Here is a 20,988-nt window from a genome sequence, read left to right as displayed (position 1 = left end):
TTAAAGCTCAACTTGGAACGTATGTTCTTTAGCAGGGAAAGATTGATCTAGTACAGCAACATGATACGATTTGATTGCATCAAGAATGGCCGTTTCACCAGACTGTTCTTTCATAAAATTACGTACAAAACGTGCAACACGACCGAAGTTTAATCCCAGCATATCTTGAACAACCAGAACTTGACCATCGGTTTGTGCTCCAGCACCAATACCAATCACAGGTACATGCGGAAATAGTTCTGTAATTTCTTGACCCAATTGTGCAGGTACACACTCTAGCAATAACACTGCAGCCCCAGCCTCAACAACGGCTTTACAATCAGCAATCAGCTGATCCGCAGCTTCACGCGTTTTGGCTTGTAATTTATAGCCACCAAATACATGAACGGATTGTGGCGTTAGTCCAAGATGGACACACACTGGAATACCATTGCGAGTCAATACTTCTACCGTTTCAGCAAGCCAAGCACCACCTTCAAGCTTGACCATTTGTGCGCCAGCTTGCATCACTTTTTTCGAGTTTACTAGTGCATCATTGAGTGTGGCATAACTCATAAAAGGCAGATCAGTTAAGATGAAAGCATGGTTATTTCCACGACGTACAACTGAGGTGTGATAGACCATATCTTCCACATTCACAGGCAACGTTGAATCATGGCCTTGAATAGTCATCCCAAGCGAATCACCAATTAAAATGGTATCTATTTCAGCAATTTCCATTGCCTTCGCCATACTGGCGTCATAACAAGTCAGACATGAAAATTTTCGACCTTGCTGTTTGAATTGTCTTAAATCGCTCAGACTGATCATAAGATGTCCTCTAACACAGTTCCTTAGAACATTTTAAAGTTTAAATATTGATCCAAGATGAATCTGCTAAAACATCCAATTGGCTGTGTTTTGCAATATTCGTTTCTCGAATTTTCTGTCCATGAATTTCTAATTCGACATCCAGATCTAATAACGGCAGTATGACAAAATCTCGCTCAAATATCCCGATATGCGGAACAGTTAAGCGATCATTTTGAATCGTTTGATCACCATATAACAATAGATCTAAATCGAGTGTGCGTTCACCCCAACGACGTAAACGCACCCGCCCTGCTTCATTTTCTATTTTTTGTAATTCATCTAATAATTCAAGCGCCGTTAGACTCGTATCTAAACGAACGACCGCATTGTGGTAATGTGGTTGGTCTTGAGGACCCATAGGTGGACTATGATAAAGCCTTGATGCTTTCACCACACCCAGCATTGCCAGTTTTGTATAGGCTTCTGCCATCAACTGCTGAGAATCACCTAAATTACTTCCCAGTCCAATATATGTTCGTACTGTCATTGGATAGGACCAAACACCACTGTATTTAAATCGCGTTTGACACGTTTACGCTTCAAAATAGGATGATCAGCTGCAATACCATTATCCAAAGCGATACTCGCATTTTGCTCTGTTCTTCGCTCATTCGCTGAAGCGGCCTTACGACTGCGGCGGCTACGTGACTCCGTTTCTTTAACTAGCGGTTCAATCTGCTGAGGCTTTGTTTCCGCAACATCTTCGGTCACGGCAACTTTACGTCGTGATTTAGTCCGTTGACGATTGTACTGCGCAATCACACGCTCTTTTTCGTCCAAAGACATCAACTGATAAGCATCCCACCATTGACCCATGCCATTGGTCGTCTGATCTCCAGACTTTTCACGCAGCAACATAAAGTCAAAACCTGCTCTAAAACGAGCATGACCTGAGAGTGCTTCAATTTGCTGAGGTTTTGGGTTCAACAAACGAGTTTGCATTTCCCAAACTTCACGAATAAATGTTTCTGCAAAACGCGGGATAATCGTGCGTGTCGCTTGGCGCTTCAGCACATCTAAGCCAGCTTGAGCACGTGCTTCAGCTGCCACAACACCTTTGTGCATATAAAAATCACAACGCTCAAGGAATGGTTTCCACAACAATACCGCATAGAAAAATGCAGGGTTGATCGTTTTACCAATTTGAATTCGCTGATCTGTATTTTTCGCTGCACGTTCAATAAATGCATCAATATGAGGAGGAATATCTGCAAATAATTGCTTCCAGATTCCAAACTCAATCAACATCGGGAGCACACGATTCAAATGCCCCATTGTGAATAACTTTTGAGATTCATCATATAAACGATGTGGTGATACATCACGTAAAAGCAAGGTTGCTTCAGGTGTAAATACGTCTAAAATTGCAGGATCAATTTTAAAGTTAAGTTTCGCAGCAAATCTCAGTGTTCGTAACATACGAACTGGATCTTCTTCAAAGCGTAACTTTGGATCACCCAATAAACGCAATGTTTTTGTTTTTATATCATCAATAGCGTTACAGAAATCAAGAACGATACCCTTACGCGGTTGGTAATACATCGCATTGATTGAGAAATCTCGACGAGCAAAATCTTCCTCAATTGAGCCCCAATTATTATCTCTTAGAATCATCCCTGCAGCAGAAGTCACTGCTTTTTTAGGAGGAGCTCGGAAAGTGGCCACTTCAATTAATTCACGACCAGAATAGACATGAGCCAACTCAAAACGACGACCAATAATTCGGCAACGACGACCAAATACTTCTTTGATTTGTGAAGGTGTCGCATTGGTTACAGCATCGAAATCTTTAGGCGCAAGTCCAAGCATCAAATCACGGACACCACCACCGACGATATAAGCTTCATAGCCGGCTTTAGTTAAAGAATCAATAACATCTAAAATGGAAGAAGGTAATTGTGCAGTGGATAAACCGCACTTTGACGCGTGCAAAGTTTGCAAAAGACGCTGTCTCCTACGTCAGAACGTAAAATCATAATTGTGCTAATCATAGCTCTAACACAATCAAAGGGCAATTTTATTCTCCAGGATTCACTGTCAAAATTGATTAAATTTCAACACCCCTTAGTACCATTCGTTCTCTATAAAAATGTGTTAGAGGGCTAACTCGTTGCGATTCTTTTCGATAAACTTTGGACCTATTCCTTTGACATTTTGAAGTTCATCTACTGACTTAAAACTGCCATGCTTTTGCCGATACTCAATAATTGCAGCAGCTTTCTTCTCACCCACTCCTTTAATCATTTGTAGTTCAACCATTGAAGCCGTATTAAGACGAACTTTAGTTGATTGCCCGACACCACCAGCTGCTTGCTTTGATGATGTATTTACGGCTGGTCGAGATAAATAATGGTTCGCACTTTGCCGGTTAAGTCGTTGATCATGAGCTTCTTGCTCTGCTTTCCATTTTAAGTAAGATTGATCAAACTGTTGTGGATATGCCGAACTGATTAAACTCACACATGCAGTAAATATCAGAAGAAGAAAAGAAATGATGCTATTCATGTTGAACCTGAATTTTATTGTTATGTTGCTTTAGATACACTTTTGCCTGATCCCACAATTGGTCCATTTCTTTGAGACTCATATTTTCAATGGGTGTATTTCTATTTTTTGCCTGCAACTCAATGTATGAAAAACGTTGTTTAAATTTATGGATGGTTCCAAGTAGAGCCATCTCACTTGAAATGCCGATTTTACGTCCAACATTGATTAAAGAAAATAAACAATCTCCAAACTCCTCTTGTATTTCGTCGGAATTTTGATGGTTGAGCGCCTCTCTCAATTCAGATAACTCTTCATCTAACTTTTCATACGCTTGCTCAACATTTTCGAAATCAAATCCAATCTGAGCTACATTTTTTTGAATTTGCTCGGCTTGATCTAAGGCAGGACCCGCTTTAATTTCATCTAAACGTGATTTAGTTTTGTCTTTTTTCTCTTCAGCCTTAATTTTTTGCCAAAGTTCACTCACCTGCTGTTCATTCTGTTGTTCAAATTGAGCCGATTGAAAGACATGAGGATGTCTTCGAATCAACTTGTCGCACAACGTTTCCACCACATCATGAAAATTAAATGCTCCTTGCTCACTATACATTTGCGCTTGAAATACAACTTGCAGCAGAAGATCTCCTAATTCCTCTTTTATATGCGCTGTATTTTGTGATCGAACTGCTTCTTCAACCTCATAAGCTTCTTCAATCGCATAGCGAGTCAAGCTTTCAGGCGTTTGTTTTTGATCCCATGGACATTTCGCACGAAGCTCTTGCATGATATTTAAAAGTTTTTCCATGAAAGTTGATCTCTAGTGAATGATGAGTTTAAAGTTATTGTTGATTCAATGAACAATCTTATGCTCAACTAGGAACATAAAATGATGTAAAACAACAAGGATTTTCGATGACATCTTGCATTTTTATCAGTGGCGCGGCTCAAGGGATTGGCGCAGCTACCGCGAAACTATTCTATCAGCAAGGTTATAAAGTCGGTATTTATGACATCAATCTCGAACAAGCTGAACAATTGGCTCGATCTTTAGGGCCAAATGCTAAAGCGGGTTTGCTAGATGTTTCCCAATACGACCAATGGCAAAGTGCTTTAACTGAGTTCAACGAATGGGCTGGTGAAATAAATATATTATTAAATAATGCTGGCATCTTATATTCAGGGGCATTCGAAAATACAGATATCTCATCGCATCATCGAACATTTAATATCAATGTTAACGGCGTTCTCAATGGCTGTCACGCTGCGCTCCCTTTCTTAAAACAGGCCTCCCACGCACGTATCATCAATATGTCTTCTGCTTCTGCTATCTATGGTCAAGCTGATTTAGTGTCTTATTCAGCAAGTAAATTTGCTGTTCGCGGTATTACAGAAGGTCTTGATGTTGAATGGCAAAAATATGGAATACGCGTATTAGACATCATGCCATTATTTGTTCAGACTGCAATGGTAAAAGGCATGGATGCGGGTACGATCCAAAATATGGGAGTCAGCCTCAGCGCCCAAGACGTTGCTCAGGAAATTTACCGGGTCGCTCGTTTAAAAAACCATCACTTAACCGTGACTCACCATACGGTTGGCATCAAAACTGAATTGATGTATCACCTGTCAAGATTTAGCCCTCAATTGATCAATAGAGTGACAAACTTAATATTAAGTAAAAAGAAATGACAAATTGGTCACATTTGTGTAATATTCTCTCGCCCTAACAGGGGCATTTATAACAATGCGTTACAAATGAGAATATATAATGAAAAAAATTTTAACTTTAGCTATCGCTACTGCTTTAACAACGACTCTTGCTCAAGCTGCGGGTGAACTACCAACGCATCAACACTCAACTGCTGAACTCAAGGCAATGGATTGTGCAACACTAGCTGTTGAAAAAGCCAATGCTAAGCGTAACTTAGAAAATGCTGATAAAAATATTGCAGCTGCTGCAACCCAAACACCAGCTAAATCATTGAGCAAATGGGCGGGTATGGCAGGTAATGCATTATCTACTTTCGGTGGCAACTCAGAAAAAGCAACAAAGATGGGGCAAGTTGCAAACTCTGTAGCGGGTGAAAGCGATACTTCTGATGCTGCAAATATTCCATTACAGCAACAGATCAAAGCTGCATCACAAGCAAACATTGATAATATTGGAATCTATCAAGGTTCTAAAAAATGCAAAATCTGATTTAACGCTATTTGAGTGATCAGTCATAAAAAAGCCTGCTAAAGCAGGCTTTTTTTTAATTCCCTTGCACCAAACGTCTTGCGCTAATGATGCCTGGTTGCTGTTCCAATCGAGCCAACAAGCGAGACAATTGAGCCAAACCTTTGACCTCAATCAACAGCTTCATATTGGCAATACCATCCGCTTCGGAAATGGTATTCACTTGGCGAATATTAATCTGATCTGAAAAAATCACTTGGGTTAGATCCTTCAGCAGTCCTCGACGATCATAAGCCTCAACCACAATTTGGACACTCTGCCCTCTTGTAGGTTGCATTTCCCAATCTGCTTCAACAGCGCGTTCAGGTTCTTGGCTGATCATACGTACATAATCCGGACAAGCCACCTTATGAATACTCACCCCACGATTGAGTGTGATATATCCAGCAATCGACTCACCATGAACAGGCTGACAACATTGTGCAATATGTAGTTCAACATTATCCAAACCGTCAATCAGAATCCCATGCGCTGATAATGTATGACTCGCCCGTGGATTTAATGCTGGCTTCAGCACTAACTCAGGCTCATCTTGATCCAAGTGCATATGACGATTGACTTGATTAATCAATGCATGAAGACTGATATCTCCACTCACCAAGGATACAAGAATGTCCTCACCTGTTTTAACGTTAAAATGAGCGCAATAATCACTCAAATCAATACTTTTTGGGTGAATTGCAAGACGTGATAATTCCTTGGTGAGAATCTCTCGACCGACTTCTAAGTTCTTACTACGGTCTTGCTGTCTGAACCAATGGCGCAACTTGTCTCTTGCACGTGCTGTCTTGATATAACCTAAAGAGTTCACCAACCAATCACGATTTGGCTCACGATCTTTCTTGGTCAAAATCTCGACTTGTTCACCTGTTTTTAATGTATAAGTCAGTGGAACATAACGTTGGTTTACACGTGCTGCATAACACTTGTTGCCAACCTCCGTATGCACATGGTATGCAAAATCTAAAACGGTTGAATTACGTGGTAATTCTTTGATGTCACCATCACGACTAAAAACATAAATTTTTTCAAAATCTTCAAAATCTTGAAGCTGATTGAAATTTTCAGTTTCGTCTTCATTCGGATGCGCACCTGCTTCATTTCGCTCTTGATAATGCTCAAGCACCGAACGTAAAGAGTGTAAACGATGATTAAATGAATAATCTGTAGTTTTCGCACCTTCTTTATAATTGAAATGAGAACAAACGCCTAACTCAGCTTCTTCATGCATTTCAGTGGTTCTGATTTGTATCTCTAAAGATTTATTTTCAGCAATCACTGCAGTATGTAAAGAGCGATAACCATTGGCTTTCGGGTTAGTGATGTAATCATCAAATTGATGGGGAATATGACGCCAGATTTGGTGTACGATCCCCAAAGCGTGATAACACTCAGATACATTTTGAACTAATACACGAACAGCTCGAATGTCATATAGCTGATCGAAACTTAAGTTTTTGCTTTTCATTTTTCGATAAATCGAATAAATGTGTTTCACACGACCTGAGATTTCAGCCTCAATGCCATGCTTCAACAACTCACTTTTCAGCTTATCGACCACGAATTGAATATATTGTTCGCGCTCTAAGCGTTTTTCATTGAGTAAAGATGCAATTTCTTTATAGCGCTCTGGTGCTAAATAACGGAATGCAAGATCTTCAAGTTCCCATTTTAACTGCGCGATACCAAGACGATGCGCCAAGGGCGAGTAAATGGTCAAAATTTCTCGTGCGACACGCTCTTGACGCTCTTTTGGAGAGTTTGCCAACTCACGCAAAGCCAGCGTACGCTCAGCCAACTTGATTAATACAACGCGAACATCCTCTGTTACTGAGATCAACATCTTGTAAATCCCAGTTAAATGTTCACGCTGATTATTATTGAAGTGATCTTCTAAACGTTTATTTTTTTCGATCAGCTCTGACAACTTACCCATTGCCAAAGTGCCTTTCACCAAATTGTAGACACTTTCACCAAAGCTTTTACGAATCTCCTCAAGCGACGTCATGCCCTCACGCACACTACGATAAAGCATCGCTGCTGACAAAGTATCTTCATCAACATGTAGGTGAGCCAAAATATCTGCCATACCTAAGCCAGTCGCGAAGGTATTGGTTTTATGATGGTGATCAGAAGTCAGTTCTTTTTTTAAAACACTAAGAGCGACTTCTTCTAATTTTTTAAGTTCTGCACCGTCTAAAATAATCCGCGCACGGTCTAGCCAAGTTGCTAAACCAAGTTGCGCTTCAGCGGCATGTTCTACAGTCGTTTCCTCAGACAACTCAGTCAGTCGTCCAGGTAACTGCTCACGTACTGTGACCATACCCTTCTCCTTTTTTAAATCTAATCTTCATTTTATTAAATCAACACTTAGCACTAGCTTTTTTCAAATAAAGCAATAGATTCAACATGGCCTGTATGACTGAACATATCCATCACACCAGCTTTCTTCAACTGATAACCATGTTGTACTAAAATCCCTGTATCACGTGCTAATGTAGCAGGATTACAGGAAACATAGACGATTTTTTTTGCACCAAAATTTGGCACATAGTGCATAATTTCTTCAGCTCCAGCGCGTGGTGGGTCTATTAAGAGTGCATCGAACCCTTGATTTGCCCAAGAATGTTGCGAAAAATCTTGCGTTAAATCCTGAGCATAAAATTTTACGTTTGTGATGCCGTTTTTCAGTGCATTTTCTGTCCCACGCATCACCATTTCCTCACTTCCCTCCACCGCGACGACCTCACCCCGTGTTACAGAACGTGCAAGTGGCAATGAGAAATTCCCTAGACCACAGAATAAATCAAGAACACGCTCATTTCCGCTCAGGTCAAGCAATTCACATGCCAGCTTCACCATTTGTGGATTAATGGTGGGGTTAACCTGAGTAAAGTCAGTCGGTTTAAAACCAAACGTCACGTTAAAATCCGGTAGTGAGTAATGTAATCGCTCAGATAGGTCACCATCCGCACGATGAACACTACTTACACCAGCTGGTTGCAAATAAAGCTGCCATGATCTTTCTAACGCAAATTCACGCAGTTGGTTGACATCATTTTGCAGTAATTTGTTGGTATGACGTATCAAAAGTGCAACCTCTTGATCTCCTTTCGCCAATTCGATATGACCTATATCTGCTTTTGCTTTTAGATTTTCAAGGAGTACCTTGAGGTGAGGTAACGCAGCATCTAGCTCTGCATCTAAAATTTTGCAGGTTTTAATTTCTGTAAGCTGATTAGATTGAACCTCACGAAAACCCATGACTAGTTTATTTTTTTTAGCAATGTAGCGAACGCCAATACGAGCCTTGTGACGATAATCTTCACGTGTCGAACGCAATGGTTCTAGCCACGACTCTGGAAGAGCACCTGCAAAGTGGGTGAGATGCGACTCTAAAACTGATTGTTTTAAACGAATTTGTTCATCTAATTTTATGTGCTGCATATTACAGCCTCCACATTTTCCAAAATGTGGACAAACTGGCTGTGTACGAATTGGACTCGGCGCCCCAATCAACTGCACACAATCAGCTTCTTCTAATTTTTTTGCCTGATGGGTAATTTGAGCTTCTACTGTTTCTCCTGGCAGTGCAAAACGAATAAAAACCTTTTTACCCAATTTGTCTTGAGGATGTTCCTGTCCTTGAAAATGTGCGATCCCTCGCCCTTCATGTGAAAGTCTCTCAACTGTAAATGTATAACGAGGAAGTTGAGATGAGCGATGTGCGGCACGTTGTTTCAAAGAGATAACCTAATGTTGAGTTGATTTAAAATCCGAAGCGGTGAAGTCAGTTTTTTCAGCAGATTCTTGCCAAATACGCAAAAATTCTGTTTGCTGGGGTTGACCCTGAAGATAATGAATCGTCGCTTGAATCCACAGACGATGATCTTCAAGCAAAATCTGTCCTTTTAACAATACATAGCGCAGATAGACTAACCATGTGTTTAAAACATCCCCTTCACAATAACTGGTTAATTCTATCCAATTATTGTTACGAACATATTCAGGGATAAAATAACCTGGTGTTCCGCGCTTACCCGGGTAACCGAGCATATAGGCGACATCATCCAGTTTTTGGAAGTGACGCGCATTAAACATTGCCATAAAATCCATCAAATCAATATGACGATGATGGTAACGATTCTGGTAGTTATTATAGCGCTTTTGTGTATCAATTTCGCCTTGATCAAACAGACTTGGCGCAGACAACCCATGATACATTGCTCTATACATAATAACAGGCAGATCAAATTGGGAGCCATTCCAACTGACTAAAGTCGGATTACGTTTATCAAAAATTGATAGAAATTTTTGTAAAATTTCAGGTTCTGAATAATGTTCACGACTGAATGAAAATAATTTCATTCCCGCCTTTTCATCAATCCATAGTCCTGAAATACAGACAATTTCATGCAAAGCAAGTCGCTGAAAGTCAGTGCCCGCTTCTTGACGTCTTAACTTACTCAGCGCTTGTTCAATACTATCTTCTGGTAAATCTAAGCCATATAGATGCGCTCCTGATTTAAGATCGGTCAATGTTTCAATATCAAACACTAAAACAGGTAAGCGCATATAGATTTACTCGAATTTATTGTTCATCTTCTACAGAGAATAACCCCGTAGAGAGATAACGATCACCACGATCACACACGATACATGCAATCACAGCACTAGGATGTTGTTCAGCGATTTTTATTGATGCCCAAACTGCACCACCAGAAGAAGTACCAGCACTAATTCCTTCCTTACGTGCCAATTGACGAGCCATTTTTTCAGCTTCAATTTGTGGAATATCCATAATTTGATCAACACGAGAAGCATCAAAAATCGTCGGTAAATATTCTTGAGGCCAACGGCGAATACCTGCAATATTCGACCCTTCAGATGGCTGTAGACCAATAATTTGAATATTTGGATTTTGTTCTTTGAGGTATTTTGAAATCCCCATGATGGTTCCCGTTGTTCCCATCGAACTTACAAAATGCGTAATTTTACCGCCAGTTTGTTGCCAAATTTCTGGACCAGTTGTCAAATAGTGTGCTTGGACATTGTCTGGATTACCAAATTGATTGAGTACTAAACCTAGACCATCTTTTTCCATTTGCAATGCGATATCACGAGCTTCTTCCATATTCTCGGATTCAATAAGCTCAGCACCATACGCACGCATTGCATCTTTGCGCTCTTGACTAGAGCTTGCAGGCATAATCAATTTCATTTTATAGCCACGCATTGCCGCAACCATGGCTAATGCAATACCTGTGTTACCGCTAGTCGCTTCGATCAGCGTATCACCTGGCTTAATGTCACCACGTTTTTCAGCTTGCATGATCATGTTATATGCTGGGCGATCTTTGACAGAGCCCGCTGGATTATTACCTTCCAGTTTTGCCAATACAGTCGCTTGAGTATGACTTGCCAGACGCTGTAACCTAACCAATGGGGTTTTACCCACATAGTGGTCTAATAAAAAATCGTCTGATTGAAAATCTACTTGTGTATTACTCATTATTTGCACCCATATTGAGGTGCAGGTATTGTATGAAAAAAAGTATCTCACTGCATCAATTTCAAAGGCTTTTTAATGAGGGTGATTAAAGCACCATCATTTTTTTAAAGCGTGCTAATATGCCCAACATGGGGAATGAGTCACTCTGCACATGTCGAATTTGAATAAAAAAATCTTCAATCGCTTAAAACTAAACCATGCTTATGGGCAATTGATTGCCCTCATTTTTGTACCCATTGCGGTACTGGCAAGCGTCGGCTCTGCACTGGTACTCACAGAAACGTCTAATTCCGCAAAATCAGAACAACGCTTTGCCGCAAATGCAATTTTAAGTCGTTATAAATACACGACAGAAAACCTACTTATTGCGCTTGAAAAAAACCCCTCACAAGCGCAACAAGACCGCGCTAAAAGCATCTTACAAAAGATGTTTAATGAAAAGTATTTACTCAGTGTCGCAGTCCTAGACCAACAACAAAAACCTTATTTTGGGTTAGGCTATCGCAATGAAAAACCTTGGCCTAGCTTCCCGACCAATGTACAAACATTTGGTCCGATTAAAGATCAATATAATCATATTTATGGCTTAGCATTAAATACGCCTGATCAAAGTAAAAAATGGCTTGTTATCGAGCTAGATAATCAACCTCTAGCCATTTCTCAATATCGTGTTTTCATTGTACTGATCACGACGGGTTTGTTGACACTTTTACTCTTATTACTGTGCTTGAACTTTTATTCACGACGTTGGATTGCGCCTATGTACGAAATACGTATGCAATTACAGCGACTCAATGCAGACACACTCGACCAACACATGGTCATCAATAGTACTGGCGAGTTAAGGTTACTCCAACGTGATATTGCGAATGTCGTGAAGCGTCTACATTTCAGCTTTTTAGAGCTGAAGGAACATACCGAGCAGACCGAAGACGATTTAAGACGTACGCTTGATACACTTGAAGTGCAAAATATTACTTATAAACAAGCACGCGATCAGGCCATCTCATCCAATCAGGCAAAATCTGTTTTTCTTGCCAATATCAGTCATGAGTTGCGTACCCCGCTGAATAGTATCGATGGTTTTATTCACTTGTTATTGCGCCAAGAGAATCTCAGCAATGATCAAAGCCTGTATTTGCAAACGATTCGCAAATCATCAGCACATCTTTTAGCACTGATCAATGATGTCTTAGACTTTTCAAAAATTGATGCCGGTAAACTTGAATTAGAAACCGCATCATTTGATTTAGAAGAAGCGATCTTCGATGTTATGGACATGTTGTCGCCATTAGCCGCACAAAAAAATATCGATATGGCCTTCTACTATGCCGATAACATTCCAAAGTATGTGATTGGCGATGCTTTACGTTGTAAACAGATTTTGACTAACCTGATTTCAAATGCCATTAAATTCACTCCTGATGGTGAAATTATTGTACGTGTTCGCATGGAGCATGACGATCTAGAATATTGCCTATTGCATTTCAGTGTTCAAGATAGTGGTATTGGATTAAGTGGTACAGATCGTAAACGGTTATTTGAATCATTTTCTCAAGGCGATGCTTCCGTTACTCGTCAATTTGGTGGCACAGGTTTAGGGTTAGCAATCTCAAAACAATTGGTCAGTCTTATGCATGGACAAATTGGCTTTGAAGATAACCAAGAACGTGCCCCAACTGAAAAGGGTTCAACATTCTGGTTTACTGCGAAATTTGCGGTTGATGAATATGAAATTATTCATCCGCAATTCCATGACATGCGTGTCATCTCCTATTTAGCCCACCCTGCAACTGCGAATGTTTTACGTCATTATTTAGAAAATTATGGTGTTGAACACACAGAAGCTCAATCCATTCTAGATTTATTCAGCCGTCTAAATGGTTTAACACATCAACCTGAAAATACGTGGTTGATTGTAGATCACAGTGGTGATCCAGAGGCTTTATTAAAAGAGATTCGCGGACGTTATCAAGGTCACTTAGCCGTATATGGCTATCAGATGGCGCTCGACCTCAACATGTTGAATGAATACAAAGCGAGACCACTGTATCAACCTCTGAGCCGTTCATCATTAATTCAGCTTTTGGAAAATCAGCCAATATTTGAAGTAGAACCTCATGATAACTTTAAAGCCCTTAATTTACATGTACTTGCAGTAGACGATCATCTACCAAACTTAATCGTTTTAGAAGCTTTGCTCGGCGAAATTAATGTTCAAACAACTAAAGCGCAAAGTGGACAAGAGGCACTACAAATTTTACAACAACAGATTCAAAATGATGAAAAGCCGTTTGATCTGATATTTATGGACATTCAAATGCCAGTGATGTCTGGCATCGATACGACTCGTGCGATCAGATCGTTAGAATCCACCATCGAGGGACGTCACACACCAATCATTGCACTCACAGCACATGCTTTAGCAGATGAGAAACAAAAGTTGCTTAAAGTTGGCATGGATGACTATGTCACCAAACCAATCCAAATGGATCAGATTATTCAAATTCTGACCCATTGGAGCAGTGATAAGTTTATTCATCCAATTAAATCCCAAGAAAAAACTTTACGTATCGAAACCTTAGATCATCAGGTTTTAGATTGGAAACAGTGCGTTCAATTGGCAGCGAATAAAGAAGACTTAGCACAAGATTTATTGAAGATGCTGGTGGACAGCTTCCCGAATGAACTTGCTGAAATAGAACAACTCATCGAACTTGAAGATTATCCGCAGCTCGAACATGTATTACACCGTTTGTATGGGGCAACACGCTACGTCGGCACTCCGAATTTACAAAGCATCACAGGTGAATTTGAACAGTTCGTTTCAACGCTGCGTAAAGAGCGTAGAAAAGCAGATGAGCAATTTATTGAAAATGTGATGAAACGACTGGATGAATTAAAAGATGCGATTGTACAAGTAAAAGAAGCAGCCGAGTCTATTTTGAATCATTAATAGACGATCAACGCACTGTATTAGGCAATACGTGATGACTCTACTGTCACGACAGTCTATTTTGGACATGTTATGCTTAAAACAAGGAACAATAAACTCGAGTCACAATAATGGCTGTAATACGTGTAGAAAAAAATAATGGAATTGCGACGGTTTTTCTGAATCGTCCCGACAAACGTAACGCCATGAGCTTTCAACTTTTGAAAGAGTTGGTGCAAGTCGCAAAAAAAATTAAATCTGATCGTACTATCCGCTGTGTGATTCTCACTGGTGAAGCCAACGTATTTAGTGCAGGTATTGATTTAACAGACCTGAATAATCCACAAAATCGTGCTTATGCCGCATGGGAACTCATTAAGCCTGGTCAAAGTCTATTTCAAAAAGCTTTTTTAATCTGGCAAGAACTCCCTGTTCCAGTCATTGCAGCTATTGAAGGGTATTGCTTCGGTGCAGGTATGCAATTGGCTTTAGCGGCTGATATTCGAATTGCTCACCCCAACACCCAAATGTCGATTATGGAAACCCGTTGGGGCTTAGTTCCAGATATGGGGTTAACACGCTCAATCAAAGGTATTATTGGAGTCGACCTAGCCAAAGAATTATCATTAACAGCACGTGTATTTGATGGTCAATATGCCAAAGAAATTGGATTGATCACACATGTTGATAACGCGCCGATGCAAAAAGCTCAACAGCTTGCCGACGAAATGTTGCAGCGCTCACCTGATGCCTTAGCTGCAGTAAAACAAGTCTTAGATGCGATGGAACACGCACCCAAAAAATCACTTCGTCTTGAGAAAATTTGGCAACTCAAATTACTCCTTGGCAAAAACAGTCAAATTGCGCGTAAAAAAGATAAAAATCCAGATTTGGAATTTCTACCACGTCAATTCAAATAAATTGGTTTTCAAACTTAGATCAGGGATTAGCTTCAATAATGATTAACGGTCAAACTAAAATCGCATTCTTAGGTATGGGTTTAATGGGTAGCAGAATGGCGACTCGATTGATACAGGCTGGGTTTTACACTGCTGTCTGGAACCGAAGCCCCAACGCATGTGAGCCGTTAATCCAGCTTGGGGCACATCCCCTTCAACTCTCTGAGATAGCACAATTTGATCTGATCCTAACTTGTTTAGCCGATGACAATGCGGTAGAGGCTGTTTTTTCTCAAATTGAATCACTGATTCAACCCGAGCAGATTATTGTGGACTTCTCGAGTCTATCTGTGGATAAAACTAAAAATCTTGCACAACGTGCAACTGCTAAATCAGCGCATTGGATAGATTCTCCTGTGTCAGGTGGAACAGCTGGTGCTGAAAATGGCAGTTTAGTTATTTTTGCTGGCGGACCATCGAGCATCATCGAATCTTTACAACCAATGTATCAAGTTCTTTCACAACGTGTAACCTGTATGGGTGGAACTGGAACAGGACAAGCCACCAAAATTTGTAATCAACTCATCGTTGCTGCAAATAGCACACTCATCGCAGAAGCTGTTGCTTTAGCAGATCAGGCGGGTGTTGATACTCAACTGCTTGCACCTGCCTTAGCAGGTGGATTCGCTGACTCTAAACCTTTTCAAATTTTAACACCACGTATGGCAACGCATGAGTTTGAGCCTGTGCAATGGAAAGTTCAGACGCTGTCTAAAGATTTAAATAATGCCTTGAGTTTGGCTCGACAATTTGACCTTAATATTCCTGTCGCTCAACAAGCCATAGAACAATTGAAAGCGCATCAATCCAATGGCTTTTCTGAATCAGACCTTGCCTCAGTCATTCTGCAAGTTGAACAAAACAATAAATAGGTCGCATTCAATATGAAGCTCGCTGTTAATTTATCGATGATCTTTACAGAAGTTCCACTCATTGAACGCTTTGCGCTGGCTGCTGAATATGGGTTCCAACATGTAGAAATTCAATTTCCATATGAGCTGAGTATTGAGCAAATTCAGCATGAACTTAATGAACATCAACTTAGCTTGTGTCTCATCAACGTTCCTGCCGGAGATTTAATGCAAGGCGGATGCGGATTAGCAAGTATCCCAAGTAAAACTGATGAATTTAAACAAGCTGTTGACTTAGCGATTGAATATGCATGCTCACTCAATATACCTCGAGTGAATATTTTGGCTGGCAAGCAACCAGATAATGTTGAATATCAGGTCTGCTATGAAACCTTAGTCTCAAATCTTAAATTTGTCAGCGAGATCTTCACAGCGCATGGGATTCAACCCGTTTTTGAGATGATTAATGGCTTTGATATGCCCAACTTCATGATTCAAACAATGCATCAAGCCAAAGAGTTACTGAAAGACGTCAATCATCCAGCTCTAAAAATGCAATTCGATTGCTATCACATGGCTAGAATGCAAGAAGACCTGATTCTGTCACTCAAAGAAAATATGCAACACATTGGGCATATCCAATTTGCAGATGTACCAGGTCGCCATGAACCGCTCACAGGGATAATTGACTATCCCGCTATTTTTGAATGCATTGCAAATAGCATGTATGAAGGATTTGTCGCAGCCGAATATCGCCCCCAATCTCATTCAACAGATTCTTTCGAATGGAAAAATAAACTTCTTTAATATCATCATATTGTGGTATAAAATTTGTTCAAAGTTTGAATTTTCAAGCAGAAAGCGCTATAGTGAAAGATGAGTTATAGTCAGGAAAATACACTTCTCATGAATTTAGAACCATCGCCCGGCGCTTCTAATTCTCACGAACTCTCTTTGAATTCTCCAAAACAAGACGTTCAAGCTTGCTTAAAAGTTGTTCAAGAAGCATTGCTTGACGTTAAAGCAAAAGAAATCACAACGATTGATGTTAGCGAAGTGAGCAATGTTGCAGATGCAATTGTCATTGCTTCAGGTACTTCTACACGTCACGTGAAAGCGCTTGCAAACAACGTCGCTGATGAAGCACGTAAAGCAGGTTTTCGCCCTATCGGTATTGAAGGTGAAAGCGATGCAGAATGGATCCTTGTTGATCTTGGCACTGTTGTAGTACATCTGATGTTACCTACAGCACGTAAGTTTTATGATCTAGAAAACTTATGGCGTAATGCTTCAACTACAGATTCTGTAGCATAAACATATTAAAGCGACCTTCTTGGTCGCTTTTTTATACTGTGCATTTTAAATTTATAACAATAAAGCCAACAAAAAAGAACTCACTAATTTGGTTTACCTTGATATGACCATGATAAAAGCCACAAGAACAGATCACGATGCATTAGTAGAAACATTAATGCAATCCTTTTGGAACGAAGAGTTTTGCAACTGGGCGATCCAAGCTGAAAAACTGAGTTTCCAACAAAAACATGAAAAACTTGAGCAATTCTTTAGTATTCAATTGAAAGATATCGCTCAACCATATGATGAAGTCTATACCAATCCCGATCGCTCAGTTGCTGCACTTTGGATTCCGCCAAATCAGTGGGATTTAAACCTCATTCAGCAGGTTAAACTACTCCCTCAATTAACGAAGATTATCGGTTTAAGACAACTGGTGAAATTTATTCACATCATTAATCTGGTGCAGAAACATCATCCCAGTGAGGCGCATTATTATTTACAACTCATAGGTGTAAGTCCTGACCACCAAGGACAAGGCTTAGCCAGCAAAGTCTTAACACCTATTCTCACAAAGAGCGATCAACACGGTATCCCATGTTATTTAGAAACTGCAACACCAAGTAATGTTGGACTCTATCGTCATTATGGATTTGAAGTGATCTTTCACCTTCGCGATCTGCCCTACAATGCACCTGAAATTTGGGGAATGTGGCGAAAACCTACACATGAAAAATAAAAAAACCACCCGAAGGTGGTTTTTTTAAAACAGTCTATAAATTAGTGACCTGTACCATTAATGGCTTTCGTCATATCTTCAACAACTTTCTTCGCATCACCAAAGATCATCATTGTTTTGTCGTTATAGAACAAGTCATTATCAAGACCCGCATAACCTGTCGCCATAGAGCGCTTGATCACCATAATGGTACGAGCTTTATGTGCTTCAAGAATAGGCATACCATAAATTGGCGAGTTTGGATCATCTTTCGCTGCAGGGTTAACGACGTCATTCGCACCGATGACCAACACCACATCTGTTGCTGGGAAGTCTGAGTTAATCTCATCCATCTCTAAGATGTCTTCGTACGGAACATCTGCTTCAGCTAAAAGGACGTTCATGTGACCAGGCATACGACCTGCCACTGGGTGAATCGCAAAACGTACAGTTACACCTTGCTCTTTCAATAAATTTGCAAGCTCTTTCACCGCATTTTGAGCACGACCCTGCGCCATACCATAACCCGGTACAATTACAACACTGTCTGCATTTGACATTAAGAAACCAGCATCGTCAGCAGAACCAGAACGGTAGTTGCGTTGAACTGCTGCACCAGCTGCTGCTGTCGGTGCTGCAACACCACCCATTGCACCACCAAACAATACGTTGATGATTGAACGGTTCATTGCTTTACACATAATATAAGACAGAATTGCACCTGACGAACCTACAAGCGAACCTGCAACAATTAACATGTTGTTTTCAAGCGTAAAACCAATCCCTGCTGCCGCCCATCCAGAGAATGAGTTAAGTAAAGACACCACAACTGGCATATCACCACCACCAACAGGCGCAATCCATACCCAACCAAAGGCTAAAGCAAGTGCTGTCATTGCCCAGAACGAGGTCATGTTACCCGTCAAGAAGAAGTGAATCCCTGCTGCTAGCATCGCAATAAAAATCAAAGCTTGAACAGGTTTAACCCATGCACCTGAAATCGTTTTTGCCCATTTCTTTGCCGCCAATTTACCATAAGCAAATACCGATGCAGTGAATGTAATGGCACCAACGAAACATCCTACGAATAATTCGAATAAATGTACGCGACTCATTTCATGGAAGTTCACACCATTTGCAGCCAGTAAGTCTGGCCCAAGCTCGACGAGCTTGTTGTTGTGAATAATTGCAGCGATCGCAATCAACACTGCAGCAAGACCCACGAGTGAGTGCATGAGAGCAACTGTTTCTGGCATTTGTGTCATAGGCACTGTACGAGCTCGAGCAATACCAACAATCGCACCCAATACCATTGCACCGACAATCATCCATACCACAGGATTATCAGCAACAAAGAAAGTTGTTAACACGGCGATTGCCATTGCAATCATACCGTAACGGTTACCTGCAATTGCTGTCTTAGGACCAGACAAGCCACGCAAAGTTAAGATAAAAAGAACGGCACCGATTAGGTAAAACCAATCCGCATACTCACGAATAAATTCCATGTATTAACCCTCTTTTTTCTTTTGCTTTGGCTTAAACATTTCAAGCATACGAGCGGTTACAGCGAAGCCACCGAAAATATTAATGCTTGCTAAGAAAACAGCGATCGCACCTAATACACTCACCACATTGATGGTTTGAAAATCAACAGCCCCCTCAACACCCATAACAGGTAGACCAACAGTTTGGATCATCGCACCGACAATAATAATTGAAGACAATGCATTCGTTACGGCCATCAGCGGCGTGTGAAGCGCAGGTGTCACTCCCCAAACAACGTAATAACCTACGAAGATTGCGAGGACAAAAATTGTAATAGTTTCAACCATGATCAGTCTCCTTAACCACGCTTCAACAGCACTTGACCACCATGAGTGACAAGCAATGCTTTTTGGATTTCATCTTCTTGATTAATGCTGTAGTTTTTATCTTGATCAAAAAGCGTTTCAACAAAGTTATAAACGTTACGTGCATATAGCGCTGAAGCTTCTGTAGAAACGGTCGCTGGAATATTTGGAATACCCAAAATTTTCACGCCATTATCAGTCACAACAGTTTCACCGCATTTTGAGCCTTCAACGTTACCGCCAGTTTCAACTGCCATATCGAGGATGACTGAACCTGGTTTCATTTTGGCAACTGTTTCAGCTTTAATTAAGCGCGGTGCATCACGACCTGGTAAAAGCGCCGTCGTGATCACGATGTCAGCATTCGATACCGCTTTGTCTACAATTGCAGCTTGGTCTTTAATATATTGTTCACCAGGCATCCAACCATAACCATTTTTTGCAGCTTCATCGGCACGCGCTTGCTCTTCTGCTGACATTGGTACGTCTAACCATTTACCGCCTAAAGATTCAACTTGATCTTTGGCTGTTGGACGTAAGTCTGTCGCTTCAACAATAGCACCTAAACGTTTGGCTGTTGCAATCGCTTGTAAGCCTGCTACACCAACACCCATAATGACTACACGAGCTGGTTTAACCGTACCCGCCGCTGTCATTAACATTGGGAACATACGTTGGTACTCTGCCGCCGCAAGAAGCACAGATTTATAACCTGCCAAGTTTGCTTGTGATGACAACACGTCCATATTTTGGGCACGAGATAACGTACGTGGTAATAACTCAAGTGCAAATGCAGACACTTGCTGAGCAGCGAATTGATCAAGTTCCGTATTACGGTACGGATCAAACATCGCAACCACTGTGGTGTTTGGGGCTAATTTTTGTATTTCTTCGCCTTTAGGTGCGCGAACTTTTAAAACCAATTGACTGCCGGTATAAGCATCATCAACAATTTTTGCACCAACCTGTTCATAGGCACTATCAATATAAGCAGCTTTAACACCTGCATTACGTTGGACAACGACACTGTGACCAGCACCAATTAACTTCTTTACTGTTTCTGGTGTCGCAGCTACACGACTTTCACCAACTACAGTTTCGGTAGGGATTCCGATCTGCATGAGCATTCCTCAAGCTAATTTTTCTTAAAGTAGATATCGCATTCTTGCGATATACCCCTGGATGTATTCATGTGAATTTTTTGGATTCTAATTGAACTTTTTTAAATTACCACCCAATATTTATTTAATAAATACCCTCATTTTGAACTCATGATTCACAATCAT

At 40.6% G+C, this 20,988-nt stretch carries 20 protein-coding genes; 8 read left to right on the top strand and 12 right to left on the bottom strand.

The features are described 5' to 3' along the window. The 5 genes from panB to mazG all read right to left on the bottom strand — a co-directional run bounded on the left by panB (nucleotide 1) and on the right by mazG (nucleotide 4,144). Nucleotides 1-810 carry a 3-methyl-2-oxobutanoate hydroxymethyltransferase gene (panB, locus tag AC1M9K_RS05340; RefSeq protein ID WP_035265341.1) on the bottom strand — a complete coding sequence of 270 codons (810 nt, stop codon included), beginning with the start codon at nucleotides 808-810 and terminating at the stop codon, nucleotides 1-3. 40 nt (nucleotides 811-850) lie between these two features. After that, nucleotides 851-1,339: a 2-amino-4-hydroxy-6-hydroxymethyldihydropteridine diphosphokinase gene (gene folK / locus AC1M9K_RS05335; protein ID WP_035265339.1), complete on the bottom strand. Its 489-nt coding sequence runs from the start codon at nucleotides 1,337-1,339 to the stop codon at nucleotides 851-853. Further along, nucleotides 1,336-2,793 carry a polynucleotide adenylyltransferase PcnB gene (gene pcnB / locus AC1M9K_RS05330; RefSeq protein ID WP_481588712.1) on the bottom strand — a complete coding sequence of 486 codons (1,458 nt, stop codon included), beginning with the start codon at nucleotides 2,791-2,793 and terminating at the stop codon, nucleotides 1,336-1,338. The genes folK and pcnB overlap by 4 nt, the downstream gene beginning before the upstream one ends. A 153-nt stretch (nucleotides 2,794-2,946) precedes the next feature. Continuing rightward, the gene (locus AC1M9K_RS05325) at nucleotides 2,947-3,357 is read right to left on the bottom strand and encodes a ComEA family DNA-binding protein (protein WP_481588711.1); all 411 of its coding nucleotides are present in this window, start codon (nucleotides 3,355-3,357) and stop codon (nucleotides 2,947-2,949) included. Next, entirely contained in the window at nucleotides 3,350-4,144 is a 795-nt protein-coding gene (gene mazG, locus AC1M9K_RS05320) for a nucleoside triphosphate pyrophosphohydrolase (RefSeq protein ID WP_481588710.1), read from the bottom strand. The genes AC1M9K_RS05325 and mazG overlap by 8 nt, the downstream gene beginning before the upstream one ends. A 107-nt stretch (nucleotides 4,145-4,251) precedes the next feature. On the opposite strand from mazG, the gene AC1M9K_RS05315 reads away from it, so the two are divergent. After that, nucleotides 4,252-5,028: an SDR family oxidoreductase gene (locus tag AC1M9K_RS05315; protein WP_481588709.1), complete on the top strand. Its 777-nt coding sequence runs from the start codon at nucleotides 4,252-4,254 to the stop codon at nucleotides 5,026-5,028. A gap of 79 nt (nucleotides 5,029-5,107) precedes the next feature. Beyond that, entirely contained in the window at nucleotides 5,108-5,539 is a 432-nt protein-coding gene (locus AC1M9K_RS05310) for a hypothetical protein (RefSeq protein ID WP_481588708.1), read from the top strand. A 55-nt stretch (nucleotides 5,540-5,594) separates the two neighbouring features. Here AC1M9K_RS05310 and AC1M9K_RS05305 read toward each other — a convergent pair whose 3' ends face one another. Genes AC1M9K_RS05305 through cysM form a run of 4 tightly spaced genes read right to left on the bottom strand, consistent with a single transcriptional unit; the run spans nucleotide 5,595 to nucleotide 11,090 of the window. Next, nucleotides 5,595-7,901 (bottom strand): RelA/SpoT family protein, encoded by a 2,307-nt coding sequence (locus tag AC1M9K_RS05305; RefSeq protein ID WP_035265331.1) that lies wholly within the window; start codon nucleotides 7,899-7,901, stop codon nucleotides 5,595-5,597. 53 nt (nucleotides 7,902-7,954) lie between these two features. Beyond that, the gene (rlmD, locus tag AC1M9K_RS05300) at nucleotides 7,955-9,322 is read right to left on the bottom strand and encodes a 23S rRNA (uracil(1939)-C(5))-methyltransferase RlmD (RefSeq protein WP_481588707.1); all 1,368 of its coding nucleotides are present in this window, start codon (nucleotides 9,320-9,322) and stop codon (nucleotides 7,955-7,957) included. 9 nt (nucleotides 9,323-9,331) lie between these two features. Continuing rightward, nucleotides 9,332-10,153, bottom strand: a complete 822-nt coding sequence (locus AC1M9K_RS05295; protein WP_481588706.1) for a 3'-5' exonuclease — start codon at nucleotides 10,151-10,153, stop codon at nucleotides 9,332-9,334. Between the two features lie 16 nt (nucleotides 10,154-10,169). Further along, entirely contained in the window at nucleotides 10,170-11,090 is a 921-nt protein-coding gene (cysM, locus tag AC1M9K_RS05290) for a cysteine synthase CysM (protein WP_481588705.1), read from the bottom strand. Between the two features lie 151 nt (nucleotides 11,091-11,241). Between cysM and AC1M9K_RS05285 the strand changes: the two genes are divergently transcribed. The 6 genes from AC1M9K_RS05285 (at nucleotide 11,242) to AC1M9K_RS05260 (ending at nucleotide 17,870) form a co-directional block, all read left to right on the top strand. Then, the gene (locus AC1M9K_RS05285) at nucleotides 11,242-14,046 is read left to right on the top strand and encodes a GacS-like sensor histidine kinase (RefSeq protein WP_481588704.1); all 2,805 of its coding nucleotides are present in this window, start codon (nucleotides 11,242-11,244) and stop codon (nucleotides 14,044-14,046) included. Between the two features lie 110 nt (nucleotides 14,047-14,156). Beyond that, entirely contained in the window at nucleotides 14,157-14,945 is a 789-nt protein-coding gene (locus tag AC1M9K_RS05280) for a crotonase/enoyl-CoA hydratase family protein (RefSeq protein ID WP_092768311.1), read from the top strand. A 35-nt stretch (nucleotides 14,946-14,980) separates the two neighbouring features. Further along, nucleotides 14,981-15,856 carry an NAD(P)-dependent oxidoreductase gene (locus AC1M9K_RS05275; protein WP_481588739.1) on the top strand — a complete coding sequence of 292 codons (876 nt, stop codon included), beginning with the start codon at nucleotides 14,981-14,983 and terminating at the stop codon, nucleotides 15,854-15,856. A gap of 12 nt (nucleotides 15,857-15,868) precedes the next feature. Further along, nucleotides 15,869-16,642 (top strand): hydroxypyruvate isomerase family protein, encoded by a 774-nt coding sequence (locus AC1M9K_RS05270; protein WP_481588703.1) that lies wholly within the window; start codon nucleotides 15,869-15,871, stop codon nucleotides 16,640-16,642. Between the two features lie 99 nt (nucleotides 16,643-16,741). Continuing rightward, nucleotides 16,742-17,149 carry a ribosome silencing factor gene (rsfS, locus tag AC1M9K_RS05265; RefSeq protein WP_035265319.1) on the top strand — a complete coding sequence of 136 codons (408 nt, stop codon included), beginning with the start codon at nucleotides 16,742-16,744 and terminating at the stop codon, nucleotides 17,147-17,149. Between the two features lie 103 nt (nucleotides 17,150-17,252). After that, the gene (locus tag AC1M9K_RS05260; RefSeq protein WP_481588702.1) at nucleotides 17,253-17,870 is read left to right on the top strand and encodes a GNAT family N-acetyltransferase; all 618 of its coding nucleotides are present in this window, start codon (nucleotides 17,253-17,255) and stop codon (nucleotides 17,868-17,870) included. Between the two features lie 41 nt (nucleotides 17,871-17,911). Here the strand turns inward: AC1M9K_RS05260 and AC1M9K_RS05255 are convergent, their stop codons facing one another. The 3 genes from AC1M9K_RS05255 to AC1M9K_RS05245 are packed head-to-tail and all read right to left on the bottom strand — an operon-like array spanning nucleotide 17,912 to nucleotide 20,823. Then, nucleotides 17,912-19,357, bottom strand: coding sequence for an NAD(P)(+) transhydrogenase (Re/Si-specific) subunit beta (locus AC1M9K_RS05255; protein ID WP_481588701.1), 1,446 nt, complete (start codon nucleotides 19,355-19,357; stop codon nucleotides 17,912-17,914). A 3-nt stretch (nucleotides 19,358-19,360) separates the two neighbouring features. Then, nucleotides 19,361-19,684, bottom strand: a complete 324-nt coding sequence (locus AC1M9K_RS05250) for a proton-translocating transhydrogenase family protein (protein WP_035265316.1) — start codon at nucleotides 19,682-19,684, stop codon at nucleotides 19,361-19,363. Nucleotides 19,685-19,695: 11 nt separating this feature from the next. Next, nucleotides 19,696-20,823, bottom strand: coding sequence for a Re/Si-specific NAD(P)(+) transhydrogenase subunit alpha (locus tag AC1M9K_RS05245; protein WP_481588700.1), 1,128 nt, complete (start codon nucleotides 20,821-20,823; stop codon nucleotides 19,696-19,698). Nucleotides 20,824-20,988 lie beyond the last annotated feature (165 nt).

The sequence above is a fragment of the Acinetobacter sp. 24-47-67 genome (genome assembly GCF_056779735.1).
This window is presented reverse-complemented; position numbering and strand designations above follow the sequence as displayed.

Coding starts and splice junctions, on each gene's coding strand:
- panB (WP_035265341.1), bottom strand. CDS start 810: ATGATCAGTCTGAGCGATTTAAGACAATTCAAACAGCAAGGTCGAAAA.
- folK (WP_035265339.1), bottom strand. CDS start 1,339: ATGACAGTACGAACATATATTGGACTGGGAAGTAATTTAGGTGATTCT.
- AC1M9K_RS05325 (WP_481588711.1), bottom strand. CDS start 3,357: ATGAATAGCATCATTTCTTTTCTTCTTCTGATATTTACTGCATGTGTG.
- mazG (WP_481588710.1), bottom strand. CDS start 4,144: ATGGAAAAACTTTTAAATATCATGCAAGAGCTTCGTGCGAAATGTCCA.
- AC1M9K_RS05315 (WP_481588709.1), top strand. CDS start 4,252: ATGACATCTTGCATTTTTATCAGTGGCGCGGCTCAAGGGATTGGCGCA.
- AC1M9K_RS05310 (WP_481588708.1), top strand. CDS start 5,108: ATGAAAAAAATTTTAACTTTAGCTATCGCTACTGCTTTAACAACGACT.
- AC1M9K_RS05305 (WP_035265331.1), bottom strand. CDS start 7,901: ATGGTCACAGTACGTGAGCAGTTACCTGGACGACTGACTGAGTTGTCT.
- AC1M9K_RS05295 (WP_481588706.1), bottom strand. CDS start 10,153: ATGCGCTTACCTGTTTTAGTGTTTGATATTGAAACATTGACCGATCTT.
- cysM (WP_481588705.1), bottom strand. CDS start 11,090: ATGAGTAATACACAAGTAGATTTTCAATCAGACGATTTTTTATTAGAC.
- AC1M9K_RS05285 (WP_481588704.1), top strand. CDS start 11,242: ATGTCGAATTTGAATAAAAAAATCTTCAATCGCTTAAAACTAAACCAT.
- AC1M9K_RS05280 (WP_092768311.1), top strand. CDS start 14,157: ATGGCTGTAATACGTGTAGAAAAAAATAATGGAATTGCGACGGTTTTT.
- AC1M9K_RS05270 (WP_481588703.1), top strand. CDS start 15,869: ATGAAGCTCGCTGTTAATTTATCGATGATCTTTACAGAAGTTCCACTC.
- rsfS (WP_035265319.1), top strand. CDS start 16,742: ATGAATTTAGAACCATCGCCCGGCGCTTCTAATTCTCACGAACTCTCT.
- AC1M9K_RS05260 (WP_481588702.1), top strand. CDS start 17,253: ATGACCATGATAAAAGCCACAAGAACAGATCACGATGCATTAGTAGAA.
- AC1M9K_RS05255 (WP_481588701.1), bottom strand. CDS start 19,357: ATGGAATTTATTCGTGAGTATGCGGATTGGTTTTACCTAATCGGTGCC.
- AC1M9K_RS05250 (WP_035265316.1), bottom strand. CDS start 19,684: ATGGTTGAAACTATTACAATTTTTGTCCTCGCAATCTTCGTAGGTTAT.
- AC1M9K_RS05245 (WP_481588700.1), bottom strand. CDS start 20,823: ATGCAGATCGGAATCCCTACCGAAACTGTAGTTGGTGAAAGTCGTGTA.